The sequence below is a fragment of the Pseudomonas sp. LB-090624 genome (assembly GCF_003205205.1).
Taxonomy (GTDB): domain Bacteria; phylum Pseudomonadota; class Gammaproteobacteria; order Pseudomonadales; family Pseudomonadaceae; genus Aquipseudomonas.
The window spans coordinates 24,973-41,602 of sequence record NZ_QJRL01000029.1 but is presented as its reverse complement, the minus strand read 5'-3'; the positions used below and the strand labels follow the sequence as shown (position 1 = coordinate 41,602).

At 62.2% G+C, this 16,630-nt stretch carries 20 protein-coding genes; 9 read left to right on the top strand and 11 right to left on the bottom strand.

The features are described from left to right. Positions 1-74: 74 nt before the first annotated feature. From DMX11_RS21460 to tkt, 5 genes are all read right to left on the bottom strand, one after another. Positions 75-404 carry an MliC family protein gene (locus tag DMX11_RS21460; protein ID WP_110746588.1) on the bottom strand — a complete coding sequence of 110 codons (330 nt, stop codon included), beginning with the start codon at positions 402-404 and terminating at the stop codon, positions 75-77. 115 nt (positions 405-519) lie between these two features. Then, complete coding sequence (locus tag DMX11_RS21455) at positions 520-774, bottom strand: hypothetical protein (RefSeq protein ID WP_110746585.1); 255 nt, start codon at positions 772-774, stop codon at positions 520-522. Further along, on the bottom strand, positions 774-1,937 hold the full coding sequence (locus DMX11_RS21450; protein WP_110746583.1) for a phosphoglycerate kinase: 1,164 nt from the start codon (positions 1,935-1,937) through the stop codon (positions 774-776). Before DMX11_RS21450 ends, DMX11_RS21455 begins: the two co-directional genes overlap by 1 nt. A gap of 12 nt (positions 1,938-1,949) precedes the next feature. Beyond that, positions 1,950-3,011, bottom strand: coding sequence for an erythrose-4-phosphate dehydrogenase (epd, locus tag DMX11_RS21445; protein ID WP_110746581.1), 1,062 nt, complete (start codon positions 3,009-3,011; stop codon positions 1,950-1,952). Between the two features lie 190 nt (positions 3,012-3,201). After that, entirely contained in the window at positions 3,202-5,199 is a 1,998-nt protein-coding gene (tkt, locus tag DMX11_RS21440; RefSeq protein WP_110746579.1) for a transketolase, read from the bottom strand. A gap of 228 nt (positions 5,200-5,427) precedes the next feature. Here tkt and DMX11_RS21435 point away from each other — a divergent pair, with 228 nt between their 5' ends. The 3 genes from DMX11_RS21435 to tnpB all read left to right on the top strand — a co-directional run bounded on the left by DMX11_RS21435 (position 5,428) and on the right by tnpB (position 7,870). Next, positions 5,428-6,420: a metalloregulator ArsR/SmtB family transcription factor gene (locus DMX11_RS21435; RefSeq protein ID WP_110746577.1), complete on the top strand. Its 993-nt coding sequence runs from the start codon at positions 5,428-5,430 to the stop codon at positions 6,418-6,420. Between the two features lie 18 nt (positions 6,421-6,438). Beyond that, entirely contained in the window at positions 6,439-7,629 is a 1,191-nt protein-coding gene (gene metK / locus DMX11_RS21430; RefSeq protein WP_003249375.1) for a methionine adenosyltransferase, read from the top strand. A 61-nt stretch (positions 7,630-7,690) separates the two neighbouring features. Beyond that, positions 7,691-7,870 carry an IS66 family insertion sequence element accessory protein TnpB gene (tnpB, locus tag DMX11_RS26525; protein WP_110746575.1) on the top strand — a complete coding sequence of 60 codons (180 nt, stop codon included), beginning with the start codon at positions 7,691-7,693 and terminating at the stop codon, positions 7,868-7,870. Here the strand turns inward: tnpB and DMX11_RS26270 are convergent. Continuing rightward, positions 7,857-7,979 carry a hypothetical protein gene (locus DMX11_RS26270; RefSeq protein ID WP_256590653.1) on the bottom strand — a complete coding sequence of 41 codons (123 nt, stop codon included), beginning with the start codon at positions 7,977-7,979 and terminating at the stop codon, positions 7,857-7,859. The genes tnpB and DMX11_RS26270 overlap by 14 nt on opposite strands. Positions 7,980-8,175: 196 nt before the next feature. Between DMX11_RS26270 and DMX11_RS21415 the strand changes: the two genes are divergently transcribed. Then, positions 8,176-8,442, top strand: coding sequence for a hypothetical protein (locus DMX11_RS21415; RefSeq protein WP_110746570.1), 267 nt, complete (start codon positions 8,176-8,178; stop codon positions 8,440-8,442). A 140-nt stretch (positions 8,443-8,582) separates the two neighbouring features. Next, entirely contained in the window at positions 8,583-8,855 is a 273-nt protein-coding gene (locus DMX11_RS21410; protein WP_256590650.1) for a transposase, read from the top strand. Positions 8,856-8,894: 39 nt separating this feature from the next. On the opposite strand, the gene DMX11_RS21405 is transcribed toward DMX11_RS21410, so the two are convergent. Next, complete coding sequence (locus DMX11_RS21405) at positions 8,895-9,077, bottom strand: hypothetical protein (RefSeq protein ID WP_110746568.1); 183 nt, start codon at positions 9,075-9,077, stop codon at positions 8,895-8,897. Between the two features lie 229 nt (positions 9,078-9,306). Between DMX11_RS21405 and ligB the strand changes: the two genes are divergently transcribed. Further along, entirely contained in the window at positions 9,307-11,007 is a 1,701-nt protein-coding gene (gene ligB / locus DMX11_RS21400; RefSeq protein ID WP_110746565.1) for an NAD-dependent DNA ligase LigB, read from the top strand. 132 nt (positions 11,008-11,139) lie between these two features. Continuing rightward, on the top strand, positions 11,140-11,532 hold the full coding sequence (locus DMX11_RS21395) for a DUF1090 domain-containing protein (protein WP_110746562.1): 393 nt from the start codon (positions 11,140-11,142) through the stop codon (positions 11,530-11,532). A 188-nt stretch (positions 11,533-11,720) separates the two neighbouring features. Here DMX11_RS21395 and DMX11_RS21390 read toward each other — a convergent pair whose 3' ends face one another. Next, positions 11,721-12,167, bottom strand: a complete 447-nt coding sequence (locus DMX11_RS21390; RefSeq protein ID WP_110746560.1) for a cytochrome c — start codon at positions 12,165-12,167, stop codon at positions 11,721-11,723. Positions 12,168-12,286: 119 nt separating this feature from the next. On the opposite strand from DMX11_RS21390, the gene DMX11_RS21385 reads away from it, so the two are divergent. Then, positions 12,287-13,438, top strand: coding sequence for a murein transglycosylase A (locus DMX11_RS21385; RefSeq protein WP_110746558.1), 1,152 nt, complete (start codon positions 12,287-12,289; stop codon positions 13,436-13,438). Between the two features lie 49 nt (positions 13,439-13,487). On the opposite strand, the gene DMX11_RS21380 is transcribed toward DMX11_RS21385, so the two are convergent. After that, complete coding sequence (locus tag DMX11_RS21380; RefSeq protein WP_110746555.1) at positions 13,488-13,874, bottom strand: MAPEG family protein; 387 nt, start codon at positions 13,872-13,874, stop codon at positions 13,488-13,490. Positions 13,875-13,900: 26 nt separating this feature from the next. Further along, the gene (locus DMX11_RS21375; RefSeq protein WP_110746553.1) at positions 13,901-14,734 is read right to left on the bottom strand and encodes an EamA family transporter; all 834 of its coding nucleotides are present in this window, start codon (positions 14,732-14,734) and stop codon (positions 13,901-13,903) included. 191 nt (positions 14,735-14,925) lie between these two features. On the opposite strand from DMX11_RS21375, the gene DMX11_RS21370 reads away from it, so the two are divergent. Beyond that, positions 14,926-16,161, top strand: coding sequence for a sodium:proton antiporter (locus DMX11_RS21370; RefSeq protein ID WP_110746551.1), 1,236 nt, complete (start codon positions 14,926-14,928; stop codon positions 16,159-16,161). A 32-nt stretch (positions 16,162-16,193) separates the two neighbouring features. Here the strand turns inward: DMX11_RS21370 and DMX11_RS21365 are convergent, their stop codons facing one another. Next, complete coding sequence (locus tag DMX11_RS21365; RefSeq protein ID WP_012274534.1) at positions 16,194-16,595, bottom strand: acyl-CoA thioesterase; 402 nt, start codon at positions 16,593-16,595, stop codon at positions 16,194-16,196. Positions 16,596-16,630: the final 35 nt, after the last annotated feature.

Sequence of the window (16,630 nt, the reverse complement as noted above, 5' to 3'; positions counted from 1 at the left end):
GTTTGTTTCGTGCAAGCCTGCCGCAGGGGCGGTTGCTGTTCAAGTAGTGTGGGCCACCGTTGCGGCCCGGCCAGTCACGGTGCCTTGCAGCCCCGCCCAATCAGGTCGTTGGTCGCCACCCAGTACACCAGGCCTTCTTCGCCCTTGGTGTGGAAGGCCAGCATGCCATCGCTGTACAGCGTACCCGAGGCACCCGGTTCGGCCTTGAGCCGGTAGACCTGGTCACCGCCGCCGAGGCGCACGTCGACCTGGTCACGTTGCGTATCGGCGAAGCGCCACAGCACTTCGGCCTGGGTGTCACAGACCCAACGGGTCCAGTTGTCTGCCGGGGCGGGTTGCGCCGGCTGCAGCAGTGAGCATCCTGCCAGTGTCGCCAGGGCCGTCACGGCCAAAAGCGCTTTCATTCAGTCTCCTCGATTTGGGGCTGCTATGCAGCCCTTCGCGGACAAGCCCACAAAGGCCCGCACAGCGGCCCTTCTTCAAGACCACAAACCAACCTTCAGGTTGCCTGTTACCCGATCAAGGGCAACCCGGCGCCTTGCGCTGGTGGTCTTCGTCGTACTTTTCCAGGCCTTCCGGGCCCACGCGCTTACTGATCACCGGTACGGTCTCGGCCTGCCATTCGGACTGGTAGCAACCGCCCTTGGGCGGCTGCGCCGGGTCATCGGCATTAGAAGACGGGCTGCCGGAGCAAGCGCTCAGCAGGCCAGCCACGATCATCACAGGCAATTGCTTGACCATCAGGCCACTCCCTTTGCCAAGCGCCGAGGTCATCAGGCCTTGGCCCGCTCTTCCAGGATTGCCACGGCTGGCAGGACCTTGCCTTCGACGAACTCGAGGAAGGCACCGCCACCGGTAGAAATGTAGGAGATTTCCTTGCTGACGCCATACTTGTCGATCGCTGCCAGGGTGTCACCACCACCGGCGATGGAGAACGCGGCGCTGTCGGCGATGGCCTTGGCCAGCACCTTGGTGCCATTGCCGAACTGGTCGAACTCGAACACGCCGACCGGGCCGTTCCACAGGATGGTCTTCGACGATTTCAGCAGTTCGGCAAAGTTGGCTGCGGTCTGCGGGCCGATGTCCAGGATCATGTCGTCGGCAGCAACGTCGGCGATGGCCTTGACGGTGGCTTCGGCGGTCTCGGCGAACTCCTTGGCAACTACCACGTCGACTGGCAGCGGTACGCTGACCTTGGCAGCGATGGCCTTGGCGGTGTCAACCAGGTCAGGCTCGTACAGGGACTTGCCAACCGGGTGGCCAGCAGCGGCCAGGAAGGTGTTGGCAATGCCGCCACCGACGATCAGCTGGTCGCAGACCGAGCTCAGGCTGTTCAGTACGTCCAGTTTGGTCGATACCTTGGAACCGGCAACGATGGCGGCCATTGGCTTGGCCGGGGCCTTCAGGGCCTTGCCCAGGGCGTCCAGTTCGGCAGCCAGCAGCGGGCCTGCAGCAGCGACTTTGGCAAACTTGGCTACACCGTGAGTGGAACCTTCGGCGCGGTGGGCGGTGCCGAAGGCGTCCATGACGAACACGTCACACAGGGCAGCATACTTCTGCGCCAGCTCATCAGCGTTCTTTTTCTCGCCCTTGTTGAAGCGCACGTTCTCGAACAGCACCAGTTCACCGGCCTTCAGCTCGACACCGTCGAGGTAATCGGCAACCAGCGGCACTTCGCGGCCCAGCGCCTTGCTCAGGTACTCGGCAACCGGCTTGAGGCTGTTTTCGGCCGAGAATTCGCCTTCGGTCGGGCGGCCCAGGTGCGAGCAGACCATTACCGCCGCACCCTTTTCGAGGGCGAGCTTGATGGTCGGCAGCGCTGCCAGGATACGCGCGTCGCTGGCTACCACACCGTCCTTCACAGGCACGTTGAGGTCTTCGCGGATCAGTACGCGCTTACCTTGCAGGTCGAGGTCGGTCATCTTCAACACGGTCATGAATGCAGTCCTTCAGGGCTGTTTGTTGCGGGTTGGTTGAACGACGTGCAGATAGTGTTCAGCAACGTCGAGCATACGGTTGGCGAACCCCCATTCGTTGTCGAACCAAGCCAGCAAGTTCACCAGCCGGGGGCCGGAAACGCGGGTCTGGCTGGCATCGACGATCGCCGAATGCGGGTCATGGTTGAAATCACAGCTGGCATGCGGCAGCTCGGTATAGGCCAGCAAGCCTTTCAGCGGCCCGTCCAGCGCCGCCTCGCGCAGCACCCGGTTGACCTCGGCCGCGCTGGTATCGCGGGCGGTCTGCAGGGTAATGTCCAGGCACGAGACGTTGACGGTCGGTACGCGTACCGCTTTGGCCTGGATTCGCCCGGCAAGTTCCGGAAGCAGTCGCTCGATGCCACGCGCCAGACCAGTGGATACAGGAATCACCGACTGGAAGGCAGAACGCGTGCGGCGCAGGTCTTCATGGTGGTAGGCGTCGATCACCGGCTGGTCGTTCATTGCCGAGTGGATGGTGGTGATCTGCACGTATTCGATACCAAACGCCTGGTCCAGCACCCGTAGCAGCGGCACGCCGCAGTTGGTGGTGCACGAGGCGTTGGACACCAGGCGCTCGCTGCCGGTAAGGCAGGCCTGGTTGACGCCGTAGACCACCGTGGCATCGACGTCGGCCTCGCTGGCCATCGGCTGCGAGAACAGCACCCGCGGCGCGCCGGCATCGAGGAAGCGCTGGCCATCGGCACGGGTGTGGTAGGCGCCGGAGCACTCCAGCACCAGGTCGATATTCAGGGCGGCCCAGTCGATGCCTTCGGGGGTGGCACTGCGCATTACCTTCACGCAGTCGCCATTGATATGCAGACAGTCACCGTCGACCTTCACCTCACCGGGGAAACGCCCGTGGGTGGAGTCGAAGCGTGTCAGGTATTCCAGGCTGGCCTGGTCGGCCAGGTCGTTCAGCGCGACGATCTCGAAACCGGCCTTTGCCCCCCGCTCGAACAGCGCGCGCAGGACACAGCGGCCGATACGACCATAACCGTTGAGTGCAACTTTGTAGGGACGCGGGTGAGGCATTGGTTGGCTCGCTAACGCATGATGGCTTTGGGGCCGCGTTGCGGCCCATCGCGACGCAAGGCCGCTCCCACAGGGACCGCGCCATCCGAAGGACAGCACCGTTTCTGTGGGAGCGGCCTTGCGTCGCGATGGAGGGCAAAGCCCTCCCCTTGCACGACCTGGAGGGCGTCACTGCCCTCCATTTGTTACATCAGTCTTCCAGCAGCTCTTCGGCAGTACCGAGGATGTTCTCCAGGGTGAAGCCGAACTCTTCGAACAGTGCCGAAGCCGGCGCCGACTCGCCGTAGGTGGTCATGCCGATGATACGGCCTTCCAGGCCGACGTACTTGTACCAGAAGTCGGCGTGGGCAGCTTCGATGGCGATACGCGCACCCACTTCCAGCGGCAGCACGGACTGCTTGTAGGCCGCGTCCTGGGCGTCGAACACGCTGGTGCACGGCATGGAAACCACGCGTACCTTGCGGCCTTGCTCGGTCAGCTTGTCGAAGGCCTGGACCGCCAGGCCCACTTCGGAGCCGGTGGAAATCAGGATCAGCTCAGGCTCGCCTGCGCAGTCCTTGAGCACATAGCCGCCACGGCTGATGTCAGCGATCTGCTGGGCATCGCGGTCCTGATGCTGCAGGTTCTGGCGCGAGAAGATCAGCGCCGATGGGCCGTCCTTGCGCTCCAGGGCGTTTTTCCAGGACACGGCGGATTCCACCGCGTCAGCCGGGCGCCAGGTGTCCAGGTTCGGGGTGCTGCGCAGGCTGGTCAGCTGCTCGATCGGCTGGTGCGTCGGGCCATCTTCGCCCAGGCCGATGGAGTCATGGGTGTACACGTGGATCACGCGTTGCTTCATCAGTGCCGACATGCGCACGGCGTTGCGGGCGTATTCCATGAACATCAGGAAGGTCGCGCCGTAAGGCACCAGGCCACCGTGCAGGGCAACGCCGTTCATGATGGCGGTCATGCCGAACTCGCGCACGCCGTAGAACACGTAGTTGCCGCTGGCGTCATCGGCTTCGACGCCTTTGCAACCTTTCCACAGGGTCAGGTTGGAACCGGCCAGGTCAGCCGAACCGCCGAGGAACTCGGGCAGCAGCGGGCCGAAGGCGTTCAGGGCGTTCTGGCTGGCCTTACGGCTGGCGATGGTTTCACCTTTGGCAGCCACTTCATTGATGTAGGCCTGGGCCTTGGCGCTGAAGTCGGCCGGCAGCTCGCCGCTGGCACGGCGCTTGAACTCGGCAGCCAGCTCCGGGTACGCCTTGGCGTAGGCATCGAAGCGCTGGTTCCACTCGGCTTCAGCCTTGGCACCGGCGGCCTTGGCATCCCACTCGGCATAGATGTCGGCCGGGATTTCGAACGGGCCATGGTTCCAGTTCAGGGCCTGGCGGGTCAGGGCAATTTCGTCGTTGCCCAGCGGGGCGCCATGGCAGTCTTCCTTGCCTTGCTTGTTCGGCGAACCGAAACCGATGGTGGTCTTGCAGCAGATCAGGGTCGGGCGATCGCTCTTGCGGGCGGTCTCGATGGCCATCTTGATTTCTTCGGCATCGTGGCCGTCGACGTTGCGGATCACCTGCCAGTTGTAGGCCTCGAAGCGCGCCGGGGTGTTGTCGGTGAACCAGCCGTGCACTTCGCCATCGATGGAGATGCCGTTGTCGTCGTAGAAGGCGATCAGCTTGTTCAGGCCCAGGGTGCCGGCCAGCGAGGCGACTTCATGGGAGATACCTTCCATCATGCAGCCGTCGCCGAGGAACACGTAGGTGTTGTGGTCGACGATGTTGTGGCCGTCACGGTTGAACTGGGCTGCCAGCACTTTTTCTGCCAGGGCGAAGCCCACGGCGTTGGCGATACCCTGGCCCAGCGGGCCGGTGGTGGTCTCGACGCCTGGGGTGTAGCCGTACTCCGGGTGGCCCGGGGTGCGGCTGTGCAGCTGGCGGAAGGCCTTGAGGTCGTCGATCGACAGGTCGTAGCCGGTCAGGTGCAGCAGCGAGTAGATCAGCATCGAACCGTGGCCGTTGGACAGCACGAAGCGGTCACGGTCGGCGAAACTCGGGTTGCTCGGGTTGTGCTTCAGATAGTCGCGCCAAAGCACTTCGGCGATATCCGCCATGCCCATGGGGGCACCTGGGTGGCCGCTGTTGGCCTTTTGCACGGCATCCATGCTGAGGGCACGAATGGCGTTGGCACGTTCACGACGGCTGGGCATCGCTGATCTCCTGGGGGGCTTGAATAGGTGGTGTCACGAAAAAGGCGGCCATTTTCGCCCACTGGGGGGGCTTGGGGCAATGACGTATGGTCGCAGTCGGGGGATTTTCCTGTGATTGGCCTTCAATTCGGGGCAAAACCGGCTTAACCGCTCCACCCATCAGCCAATATCAAAACTTTTTGATATTGGCCTTGCTAGGGCATCGATGCCTGTCTAGACTGCCGCCCCATGAACCTCCGTGCGCAATCGATCCCCGAGCAACGCGAAGCATTGGCCGCCCTGTGCAAGGCCAGTGGTGACGAGTTGCGCCTGAATGTATTGCGCGCCTTGGCCAACGACTCGTTCGGCGTACTGGAACTGGCACAGATCTTCGACGTTGGCCAGTCGGGCATGAGCCACCATTTGAAGGTGCTGGCCCAGGCCGAACTGGTGGCAACCCGCCGCGAAGGCAATGCCATCTTCTACCGCCGCGCGCTGCCCGACAGCCTGCGCCTGGGTGGCCGGCTGCATGCAGCGTTGCTTGAAGAGGTCGATGACCTGACCCTGCCGCCAGACGTGCAGGCTCGCATCGCCCAGGTACAACAGCGCCGCGCCGCCACCAGCCAGGACTTCTTCCTGCGCGTGGAAGAGAAGTTCCGTGCCCAGCAAGACCTGATCGCCGGCTTGCCGCAATACCGCGAAAGCCTGCTGGCGCTGCTCGACAAACTGCATTTCGACCCGGCTGCCAGTGCCCTGGAGGTCGGCCCCGGCGACGGTGGCTTCCTCCCCGACCTGGCCCGGCGCTTCGCCCAGGTCACAGCCCTGGACAATAGCCCGACCATGCTCGAACTGGCGCGCCAGGTGTGCCAGCGCGAAGGGCTCGACAACGTGAACCTGCAGTTGGCCGATGCACTGGGTGCAACGGATGTGGCCGCCGACTGCGTTGTGCTGAACATGGTGCTGCACCATTTCAGCGACCCGGCCCTGGCCTTGCGCCAGCTGGCCAAACGGGTGAAGGCAGGCGGCAGCCTGCTGGTCACCGAACTGTGCAGCCATGACCAGGGGTGGGCGCGCGAAGCCTGCGGCGACCTGTGGCTTGGCTTCGAACAGGACGACCTGGCCCGCTGGGCCAACGCTGCCGGGCTGGCCCATGCGGACAGCCTGTACGTAGGCTTGCGTAACGGTTTCCAGATTCAGGTCCGCCATTTCCAGCGGACGGCTGGCGACATACACCATCGGTAAATTTCAGGAACCTTCGAGATGAGCGAATACTCCCTTTTCACCTCCGAGTCCGTGTCCGAAGGGCATCCGGACAAGATCGCCGACCAGATTTCGGACGCGGTCCTCGATGCCATCATCGCCCAGGACAAGTACGCCCGCGTGGCCTGCGAAACCCTGGTCAAGACCGGTGTCGCCATCATCGCCGGCGAAGTCACCACCTCGGCCTGGGTCGATCTTGAAGACCTGGTGCGCAAGGTCATCATCGACATCGGCTACAACAGCTCCGACGTCGGCTTCGACGGCGCCACCTGCGCCGTGATGAACATCATCGGCAAGCAGTCGGTGGACATCGCCCAGGGCGTCGACCGCTCCAAGCCGGAAGACCAGGGTGCCGGCGACCAAGGCCTGATGTTCGGTTATGCCAGCAACGAAACCGAAGTGCTGATGCCTGCACCGATCTGCTTCTCGCACCGTCTGGTCGAGCGCCAGGCCGAAGCACGCAAGTCCGGCCTGCTGCCATGGCTGCGCCCGGACGCCAAGTCGCAGGTCACCTGCCGCTACGAAAACGGCAAGGTTGTCGGCATCGACGCCGTAGTGCTGTCGACCCAGCACAACCCGGAGGTTTCGCAGAAAGACCTGCAGGAAGCCGTGATGGAGCTGATCGTCAAGCACACGCTGCCTGCCGAACTGCTGCACAAGGGCACCCAGTACCACATCAACCCGACCGGCAACTTCATTATCGGCGGCCCGGTGGGTGACTGCGGCCTGACCGGCCGCAAGATCATCGTCGACTCCTACGGCGGCATGGCCCGCCACGGGGGTGGCGCGTTCTCCGGCAAGGACCCGTCCAAGGTCGACCGTTCCGCCGCCTACGCCGGCCGCTACGTGGCCAAGAACATCGTCGCCGCCGGCCTGGCCGAGCGTTGCGAGATCCAGGTGTCGTACGCCATTGGCGTGGCCCAGCCGACCTCCATCTCGATCAACACCTTCGGCACCGGCAAGGTCTCCGACGACAAGATCATCCAGCTGGTGCGTGAGTGCTTCGACCTGCGTCCATACGCCATCACCACCATGCTCGACCTGCTGCACCCGATGTATCAGGAAACCGCTGCCTACGGCCACTTCGGCCGCACCCCGCAGCAGAAGACTGTCGGCGACGACACCTTCACCACCTTCACCTGGGAGCGCACCGACCGCGCCCAGTCGCTGCGTGACGCTGCCGGCCTGTAAGAGCTTCCTGCAGTGCCAGACGAAAGCCCCTGCCGAGCGATCGGCAGGGGCTTTTTATTAAATTGCGCATGACGGCACTGGCGTGTGGCTGGCGGCACGCAGACTCAACCAGGGCAAACCCCACTGGCCGGGCATTCGTCACGGCTCTCAAGTGGAACTGGACAGCGAGCAACTTCAGGCGCTCGTCGTGGGCTTACCTTGGCAGCACATGGGTGCCAACAGCACCATCACACGGTTTTAGTGCTTGCCAGTTCTTTGACTTGCATGCGGCGAACAAGAGCCAGTTGGCCGAGCAGGCGCTTCTGACGATTGGCGTCCTCTACGAGGTCGAACGGCAGGCGTTGCCGCATCAGTGGACACCTGTACTTCTGAAACACCACACAAAGGTAAACACGATGGCCTTCGGCGGGACATCAGGAAGACGTGTTGACCAGACGAAACGTATAAGTGTGCATACCGGTACCTGATAAAAATGCTAGTTGTGGTGGATTTTTTCGGCGCGTAGAGTCAAATAGCTTCTGCGGTTTTCTACTTCTGGAGATTGACATGAACAAAGACGAACCGATTGCTCCTAAAGATTGGGTGGTGCGGGCTGTAAAACTTCACCTTGCGGGTTACAACCTCGACGGGGAGGATAGTCTGCTCCTTATTGCAACCGACAAAGATGACAACGAACATCAATTCACCGTGAACGGGGAAGCGATGAAGATGGTGGCACTTGAGGCATACCGTGCTCTTAACGCCGGTTATGCACAATACGCCAACTTACGCATTACGAATGGTGGCAACCAGCTGTACACGTTATATATCTAATAGTTAAAGTTTTGCAGGTCGCGTCCTGGGAAGTGTTGTAACAGAGCCAGCCGAAGGCGCCCTGCGGAAGAAAGAGGATGTCATTGTGGTTCTTGGCTAACGTTGAGTTTGCGGACTTAACCTTCACTAGGATAACCACAATGACCAAACTCACTGTCGCATTGACTGAGCTGGTTGAGAAAGGGACAGACGCTGATCTGCTCAAGCAAATGATCCAGTTCGCTGCCCAACGCAGGAGGGAGCTCTATGTCGAGGGCCTGTGCGGCGCCGGCTTCGATGTCAATAGCCCAGATCGGACAAACAGCCGCAACAGCTATCGTGGTCGCCTCGGGCAAACCCGCCCCAGTGAGGTTGTCCTGAAGCCCCTCAAGCTGCGCCAGATCGTTCACAAATGGATTCGGCTGCACAGTTAAATAAAAGCCCTCAGTCCTTGCGAACTGGGTACCGGGCCATCAGTCCTTAGGCTCAAGCACTCGAGCATTGGCGATGGCGGCGGCCATACCGAACAGTTTCGTCTTGCCCAGCACGTAGGTCACCACCATCTTCGCGTTGGGCTCACCGCCGGGAACCACTGCCAGCAGCTTCCAACCTTCGGCTAGCAGTTCATTGGCGTGGTCGTGGCCAACCACTTCCACCACTTCACCTGCATCACTCAGTCACGCCCAAATAAAAAATTCGCGTATGTCTTGAAATTGGGATTGGGCTGCCAGGGGTTCGCCACAACCTTTCCCGCGCCTGTGAGATCGATGCCACCTCAATCCCCAAGACAGCCCCCTCGGACATATCACCTGACAACCTCGTACCTCACCCACCGCACTACCTGCCTACGCTGAGGACTCACCCCGCCAAGCAAGGATGCTGGCCATGCCGCTGATGCTGTTACTAACTCTGATGCTGTTGCTAATCGCCCCCCAGGCCAGGGCCACCTCATGCCCCGACTGGCCCCCGCAACAGGCCAAGGCAGAAGTTGCGCAACTGCGCGCCACGCTTGCCCGATGGGACGAGCACTACCATCGTCAGGGCATAGCCCTGGTGGCCGACGAACTGTACGACCAGAGCCGCGAGCGCCTGAACCACCTGCAGCAGTGCTTCGCGGTTGGCACCAGCCCCTCGCCCTTGGCCAGTGCTCGCGGCCCGGTCCCCCACCCCGTGCCGCATACCGGTGTCGACAAGCTGGCAGACCGCCAGGCCGTGGCGCGATGGATGGCCGGCAAGAGCGGCGTGTGGGTTCAGCCCAAGGTCGACGGCGTAGCCGTTTCCCTCACCTACCAACAGGGCCGATTGGTGCAGCTGACCAGCCGGGGGGACGGTGTACACGGCCATGACTGGAGCCGACACATCAAACAGCTCGGCGCTGTCACCCGGCAGTTGCCTGAGGCGGTGGACCTGCACTTGCAAGGTGAGCTGTATCTGCGCCTGAACGATCATGTGCAAGCCAAGGCAGGCAGCGCCAACGCCCGGGGTACCGTGGCCGGGCTGCTCGCACGCAAGCAACTGACTGGCGAACAAGGCAACGCTATCGGCCTGTTCGTGTGGGGCTGGCCGCACGGCCCCGAGCAACAGGCCGAACGCCTCGCCCAGCTGGCACGGCTGGGGTTTCCGGACAGCCAGCTTTACAGCATCGCCATCGACACGCTGGAGGATGCAGCACACTGGCGCGAGCACTGGTATCGCTCTGCTCTGCCCTTCGCCACCGACGGTGTGATCCTGCGCCAGGGCAGTCGGCCACCTGCCGAGCGCTGGCAGGCCAAGGCACCTTACTGGATCGCGGCCTGGAAGTACCCCTATGCACAAGCCTTGGCCGAAGTACGCGACGTGCGCTTTCGGGTCGGCCGCACTGGCAGGGTCACGCCCGTTCTTCACGTGCAACCCGTTACCCTCGATGACCGGCGCATTACCCAAGTCAGCCTTGGGTCGCTGGCGCGCTGGCAACGCCTGGATATTCGCCCCGGCGATCAGGTGGCCATCAGCCTTGCCGGGCTGACCATTCCGCGGCTCGAACACGTCGTGCACCGCGCTGTAGAGCGCCAACCGATAACCGCGCCTGCACCCGACCAGCATCATGCCCACAGCTGCTGGCAGACCAGCGAAGGCTGTGAAGAGCAATTCATTGCCCGGCTTACCTGGCTTGGCGGTCAACAGGGCCTGGCCTTGCCCCGCACCGGGCCCGGCACATGGCGTCGGCTGGTCGAAGCGGGCTTGGTAACGTCCATGACCGATTGGCTGCAGCTCGATGCCGAGCGCCTGCAGCAGGCCCCCGGCATCAGCAGACTCACCGCGGCACACCTGCTGGGCAGTTTCGACGAAGCCCGCTCACGCCCCTTCGATCAATGGCTGCGCGCCCTTGGCGTGCCCATTGGCAAGCATTTGCCACTGACTGGCGACTGGCAGGCGCTGGCTTCACGCAGCGCCGGGCAATGGCAAACTGTGCCCGGCATCGGCGCAAAACGCTCGCGCCAACTTGTGGAATTTTTCGCGGCCTCTGAGGTGCAAGCCATCGCCGCACAGTTGGCCGAAACCGGCATAGAAGGTTTCCGGCCCCCACCCCAGTGCATTGAGCAATGATTTTTTACCAAATAGTGCGTAGGAAAAACCTGAGAGTCGAGCAGAAAACTTCACCAAGGGTTTCTAAATGGGCAAAACCAAGGCAGGATTTCCCCCAACTTTTGCTGCCCCGCCCCGTTCAGGAGGCTTTTCATGAAACGTATTTCGACCCTTATCCTGCTCGCGACCCTTGGCCTTGCCACAGGCGCGGTACAGGCCGCCCAACCGGATGCCGGCCTGACCGGCTGCGCCGCCAAGCGCAGTGCCATCGAGAACCAGTTGAAGATTGCCCGTGACCACGGCAACAACGACCAGGTCGCCGGCCTGGAAGAGGCACTGCGCGGGGTCGACAACTGCACCGATGCCAGCCTGCGCAAGGAACGTGAGCAAAAGGTGCTCGACGCACGCCATGAAGTGGCGCAGCGCGAGAAAGACTTGAAAAAGGCCGAGAAGAAGGGCGACGCCGAGAAGATCAACAAGCGCAAGGACAAACTGGCCGAGTCGCGTAAAGAGCTTCAGGAAGCAGTCGACGATCTCGACCGTTAAGGCATCTGGCCAGCAAGCCTGGTCTTTGTGGGAGCGGCCTTGTGTCGCGATAGGGCCGCGCGGCGGCTCCAGCTATGCACGCATTTTTGCTGAAATCCTGGGGCCGCTGAGCGGCCCTATCGCGACACAAGGCCGCTCCCACAGGAATTTGTACAAGCCTCGAAGGTTTGCGCGAACAGCACAGCCATTCAATGATTACGAAATTCGCTATGACAGGCCTTGCATGCAGACTCGACCTTGTCCATCGGTACCTTCAGTTGCGCAGCATCCAGTGGCTGGTTGCGGGAAACATCGACCAATTCGCCGGTGACGCCTTCCAGCTGCCGGGCCAGGTCGTGAAAACGCGCCTGGCGCTCCCACACTTCGGCGCGGGCGGCGCTATCCCCACCATCCCGCACCTGTGGAAAATGCTGCCATGGCTGATGCGACAGGCTGTCCAGCTTCAGCGCACCGTCGGCAAACTTCAGTCCGTCGAACGGCAACCGGCCACGCAGCATGCCACCCAGGTCTTCACTGGTCTTGAGCATGTCCTTGAAGATCACCTTGCGCTTACCCAGCGGCGAGTTCGGGTCAACCCGGTCGCAACCGCTCAGGGCCAGGGCGGCCAGCAGAACAACGGTCAATCGCTTCAACATCACGCTCACTTCGGCCTACGCAAATGGGCGGCCAGTATCGCTGCCCAAGGGCCAAACACCAATAGACACATAAAAAACAGGGGCGAATTTTCATGTTCGCCCATGACAGGAATACACACATGACATTTGCCCTGCGCCACCTGGCCTGGACACTTCCAGTGCTGGCTTTGCTGGCCGGTTGCAACGGCGGCGAAAGCGCCAAGCCCGAGCCCCACGCCATCGCCACCTACGCCCCGGCTACCTGGAAAGACCTGCCCGCAGTCAGCGACGAAGACCTGCTGGCCGGTTTCTACGCCTGGCGCAGCGGCTGTGAGAAGCTCAAGCGCGATCCGGTTTGGGCCGCCACCTGCGAAGCCGCCGGCAGCGACACGGCGAGCGCTGCCCAGGTGCGTACCTTCCTTGAGCAGAATCTGCAGGTTTATGGCCTGCGCTCCGCCGAGAACAATGCCAACGGCCTGATTACCGGTTACTACGAGCCGGTCTACCCCGGCAGCCTGAGCCAATCGGCGACCAACCATGTAGCGGTTTACGGGCCCCCGGATGACATGATCGTGGTCGACCTGGCCAGCGTGTACCCCGAGCTGAAGGGCAAGCGCCTGCGTGGTCGGCTCGATGGCCGGGTGCTCAAACCATACGACACTGCCGAAGTGATCAACCGTAACGGCGTCAAGGCACCGGTGCTGGCCTGGCTGACCGACCCGATGGACCTGCAATTCCTGCAGATCCAAGGTTCGGGCCGGGTACAACTGGAAGACGGCCGTCAGCTGCGCCTGGGCTACGCCGATCAGAACGGCCACCCCTACCGGCCGATTGGCCGCTGGCTGGTGGAACAGGGCCAGTTGAAAAAAGAAGAAGTGAGCATGGGCGCCATTCATGCCTGGGCCCAGGCCAACCCGCAACGCGTACCAGAACTGCTGGCCAGCAACCCCAGCTACGTCTTCTTCAGCACCCGCCCGGACAGCAACGAAGGGCCGCGCGGTTCGTTGAACGTGCCGCTCACCGCCGGCTACAGCGTGGCCATCGACCGCAAGGTGATTCCGCTGGGCAGCCTGTTGTGGCTTTCCACCACGCGCCCCGACGGCTCGCCAGTGGTGCGCCCGGTGGGTGCGCAGGACACTGGAGGGGCGATTGCGGGTGAAGTGCGTGCCGACCTGTTCTGGGGCACCGGGCCGGAAGCCGGCGAGCTGGCGGGGAACATGAAGCAGCAGGGGCAAATCTGGATGCTCTGGCCTAAAGGCCAGCCACTACCTGAGGTACCTAAGGTACCTTGATCGGCGGTGGATTCTTCGCGGGCTTGCCCGCGAAGCAGGCAACGCGGTTTCAGATGGAAACCACGAAGAACGACACGATAATTGCCAACCCGGCAAACCATACCAGCGAGCGCAAGGCCGCCCAATCGGCCAGGTAGCAGATGATGTAAAGCAAGCGACTGGTGATGTACATCACCCCCAGCACATCCTGCGTCACCTGCTCGGCATTGCCGACGATATCCGCCACCAGCACCGCAGCCGCAAACGCCGGGAATGCCTCGTAGCCATTCTGCTGTGCCGCATGGGCCCGCCGTGGCAAGCCCGACAAGGCATCAAGGAAGGCTCGCGGGTCGTGATTGTCCTTGAGACCGAAACGGCCGCTAGCCACCTTGGCGATCAAGGCACACAGCGGGTTCAGCAGCAGCGCGATCAGGATGCACCACAGGGCAACGGTCATGCTCAGACTCCTTGTTCGATAATGGGTTAGAGCTTCATCACCAGCATGCCTGCCAGGACCAGCCCGCAAGCTAGGAGTCTCGGCCCGCCAAAAGGTTCTTTGAGGTAGCGCATACCCAGCAGCACCACCAGAATCACGCTCAGCTCCCGCAATGCGGCCGCCTCGGCCACCGACCCCAGGTGCATGGCCCACAACACCAAGGCATAACTGAACAATACGCAGAACCCCACCGCTAGCCCCAGGCGCCATTGCGTTCGCCAGAACAGGACGAACGGTGCCCGCCGCGCCACACTGGCCAGCAGCGGGAATTGCCAGGCACTGAGCAGTGTCAGCCATACCAGGTAGTCCCACGGTTTACCCCACAAACGCACGGCCTGGCCGTCGAACCAGGTGTAGCAGCCGATGCACAGGCCGATCAGGGCCACCACCGGCAGCATCGACCAGGGCAGCCGGTCACCGCCGCCGCCCTGCCACAACAGGCAAGCCATGCCACAGGGGATCAGCAGGATGCCGATGACCTGCTGCTGGCTAAGCGATTCCCCAGCAAAGGCCAGGGTCAGCCCGAGCACCACCAGCGGCGACAGCCCGCGCATCAGAGGATAGACCAGACCCAGGTCGCCCACGCGGTAGGCCTGGATCAGCAAATAGCGATACAACTGCTCAGCCAGTGCCGAAGCTACCAACCAAGGCCAGATTTCAGCAGGCGGAACATCCACGAAAGGCACCGCCAGCACAGCGAAGGCCAGCGCTACCGTGTCCATGCTGGCAATGACCAGCAAGCGCTCGCCGCTGAATTTGATCAATGTATTCCAGGTCGCATGCAGCAGGGCGGCAACCAGCACCAGAGATGTTGCCAACACGCCTTCTTATCCTTGTGAGGGTTTCAAAGGTTGAATATATAGCGTTCCCAAGCGTCGCTGCGCGCCTCTTGTTTGGGAACGTTTCAGACGAAATTGGTCAAACCCTGTGCCCCGAACCCCGTGCCAGGTCATCAAAGAACTGCCCGAGTCACTCGGGTAACGACTTGGAAGCCACTGTTACAGGATTCGGGATGCTTGAATTAGTTGCCGCGTTTATCTGCCTCACCACACTTCTCACCTATGTGAACTACCGATTCATCGGCCTACCCCCCGCCATCGGCGTAATGGTCACGGCGCTGCTGTTTTCCCTGATGCTACAAGGCCTGAGCCTTATCGGCTTCCCTGGCCTGGAAGAACGCGTCGAAGGGCTGATGAACCAGATCGACTTCAACGACCTGCTGATGCACTGGATGCTGGCGTTCCTGCTGTTTGCCGGCGCCCTGCACGTCAACCTCAGCGACCTGCGCAGCTACCGCTGGCCCATCGGCCTGCTTGCCACCTTGGGCGTGCTGATCGCCACCGTGGTCATCGGTTACCTGTCGCATTGGGTGTTTGCCATGTTCGGCTGGCAGGTGCCCCTGATCTACTGCCTGCTGTTCGGTGCGCTGATCTCACCGACCGACCCGATTGCGGTGCTTGGCGCCCTGCGTACCGCCAATGCGTCCAAGCCGCTTAAAACCACCATCGTCGGCGAGTCACTGTTCAACGACGGCACGGCAGTCGTGGTTTTCACCGTGTTGCTGGGCATCATCCAGCTGGGTGAAACGCCGAGCATGGCCGACACCGCCCTCCTGTTCGCCCGCGAGGCCATTGGTGGCGTGGTATTCGGTGGCCTGATCGGCTACGCCACCTACCGCATGATCAAGAGCGTCGAGCAGTACCAGGTGGAGGTCATGCTGACCCTGGCGTTGGTCATCGGCGGCTCGGCGATGTGCTACGAGCTCCACGTTTCGGCGCCGATCGCCATGGTGGTGGCGGGTCTGATCATCGGTAACCTGGGGCGCAACCTGGCAATGAATGACATGACCCGACGCTACATGGACGGCTTCTGGGAGCTGATCGATGACATGCTCAATGCCCTGCTGTTCGCACTGATCGGGCTGGAGCTGTTGCTGCTGCCGTTCAACTGGATGCACCTGGCCGCCGGTGGCGTACTGGCGTTAGCGGTGCTGCTGTCGCGGTTGCTGACCGTGGCCCCGGCAATCGTGCTCCTGCGGCGCTGGCGCCCGGTGCCCAAAGGCACGGTGCGGGTGCTGACCTGGGGTGGCCTGCGCGGTGGCGTGTCGGTGGCACTGGCGCTGTCGCTCCCGCTGGGCGAAGAACGAGACCTGCTGCTGTCGATCACCTACATCGTGGTGTTGTCGTCGATTCTGGTGCAGGGGTTGAGCATCGGCCGGGTGGTGCGCAAGGTCAGCGCCCAGCCTTGAGAATGCTGGGGCTGCTCTGCAGCCCCAGAAAATCACTCTACAGCCGAATCCGGGAACTGGTCCTGCACATACTTGATCTCGGTACGCCCATGGGCCGCCGGCAAGCCATCCTCGCCCAGGTTGACGAACACCATCTTGTCGACGGTCAGGATGCTCTTGCGGGTGATCTTGTTACGCACTTCGCACTTGAGGGTGATCGAGGTACGGCCGAACTCGGTGGCGGTGATGCCCAGCTCGATGATGTCGCCCTGGCGGGAAGCACTGACGAAGTTGATTTCCGACATGTACTTGGTCACCACGCGCTGGTTGCCCAGTTGGACGATGGCGTAGATCGCCGCTTCCTCGTCGATCCAGCGCAACAGGCTGCCACCGAACAGGGTGCCGTTGGGGTTGAGGTCTTCGGGTTTAACCCACTTGCGGGTGTGAAAGTTCATCTGTACTCCTGACCTGCTTGGCTAACGTGCAGCAA

Excerpts from the sequence above, each read along its gene's own strand:
- DMX11_RS21380 (WP_110746555.1), bottom strand. The coding sequence starts at position 13,874 with ATGACCGTTGCCCTGTGGTGCATCCTGATCGCGCTGCTGCTGAACCCG.
- ligB (WP_110746565.1), top strand. The coding sequence starts at position 9,307 with ATGCCGCTGATGCTGTTACTAACTCTGATGCTGTTGCTAATCGCCCCC.
- DMX11_RS21390 (WP_110746560.1), bottom strand. The coding sequence starts at position 12,167 with ATGTTGAAGCGATTGACCGTTGTTCTGCTGGCCGCCCTGGCCCTGAGC.
- epd (WP_110746581.1), bottom strand. The coding sequence starts at position 3,011 with ATGCCTCACCCGCGTCCCTACAAAGTTGCACTCAACGGTTATGGTCGT.
- DMX11_RS21450 (WP_110746583.1), bottom strand. The coding sequence starts at position 1,937 with ATGACCGTGTTGAAGATGACCGACCTCGACCTGCAAGGTAAGCGCGTA.
- DMX11_RS21415 (WP_110746570.1), top strand. The coding sequence starts at position 8,176 with ATGAACAAAGACGAACCGATTGCTCCTAAAGATTGGGTGGTGCGGGCT.
- DMX11_RS21435 (WP_110746577.1), top strand. The coding sequence starts at position 5,428 with ATGAACCTCCGTGCGCAATCGATCCCCGAGCAACGCGAAGCATTGGCC.
- DMX11_RS21385 (WP_110746558.1), top strand. The coding sequence starts at position 12,287 with ATGACATTTGCCCTGCGCCACCTGGCCTGGACACTTCCAGTGCTGGCT.
- DMX11_RS21460 (WP_110746588.1), bottom strand. The coding sequence starts at position 404 with ATGAAAGCGCTTTTGGCCGTGACGGCCCTGGCGACACTGGCAGGATGC.
- DMX11_RS21455 (WP_110746585.1), bottom strand. The coding sequence starts at position 774 with ATGACCTCGGCGCTTGGCAAAGGGAGTGGCCTGATGGTCAAGCAATTG.
- DMX11_RS21395 (WP_110746562.1), top strand. The coding sequence starts at position 11,140 with ATGAAACGTATTTCGACCCTTATCCTGCTCGCGACCCTTGGCCTTGCC.
- DMX11_RS26270 (WP_256590653.1), bottom strand. The coding sequence starts at position 7,979 with ATGCGGCAACGCCTGCCGTTCGACCTCGTAGAGGACGCCAATCGTCAG.
- DMX11_RS21410 (WP_256590650.1), top strand. The coding sequence starts at position 8,583 with ATGACCAAACTCACTGTCGCATTGACTGAGCTGGTTGAGAAAGGGACA.
- DMX11_RS21365 (WP_012274534.1), bottom strand. The coding sequence starts at position 16,595 with ATGAACTTTCACACCCGCAAGTGGGTTAAACCCGAAGACCTCAACCCC.
- metK (WP_003249375.1), top strand. The coding sequence starts at position 6,439 with ATGAGCGAATACTCCCTTTTCACCTCCGAGTCCGTGTCCGAAGGGCAT.
- tkt (WP_110746579.1), bottom strand. The coding sequence starts at position 5,199 with ATGCCCAGCCGTCGTGAACGTGCCAACGCCATTCGTGCCCTCAGCATG.
- DMX11_RS21370 (WP_110746551.1), top strand. The coding sequence starts at position 14,926 with ATGCTTGAATTAGTTGCCGCGTTTATCTGCCTCACCACACTTCTCACC.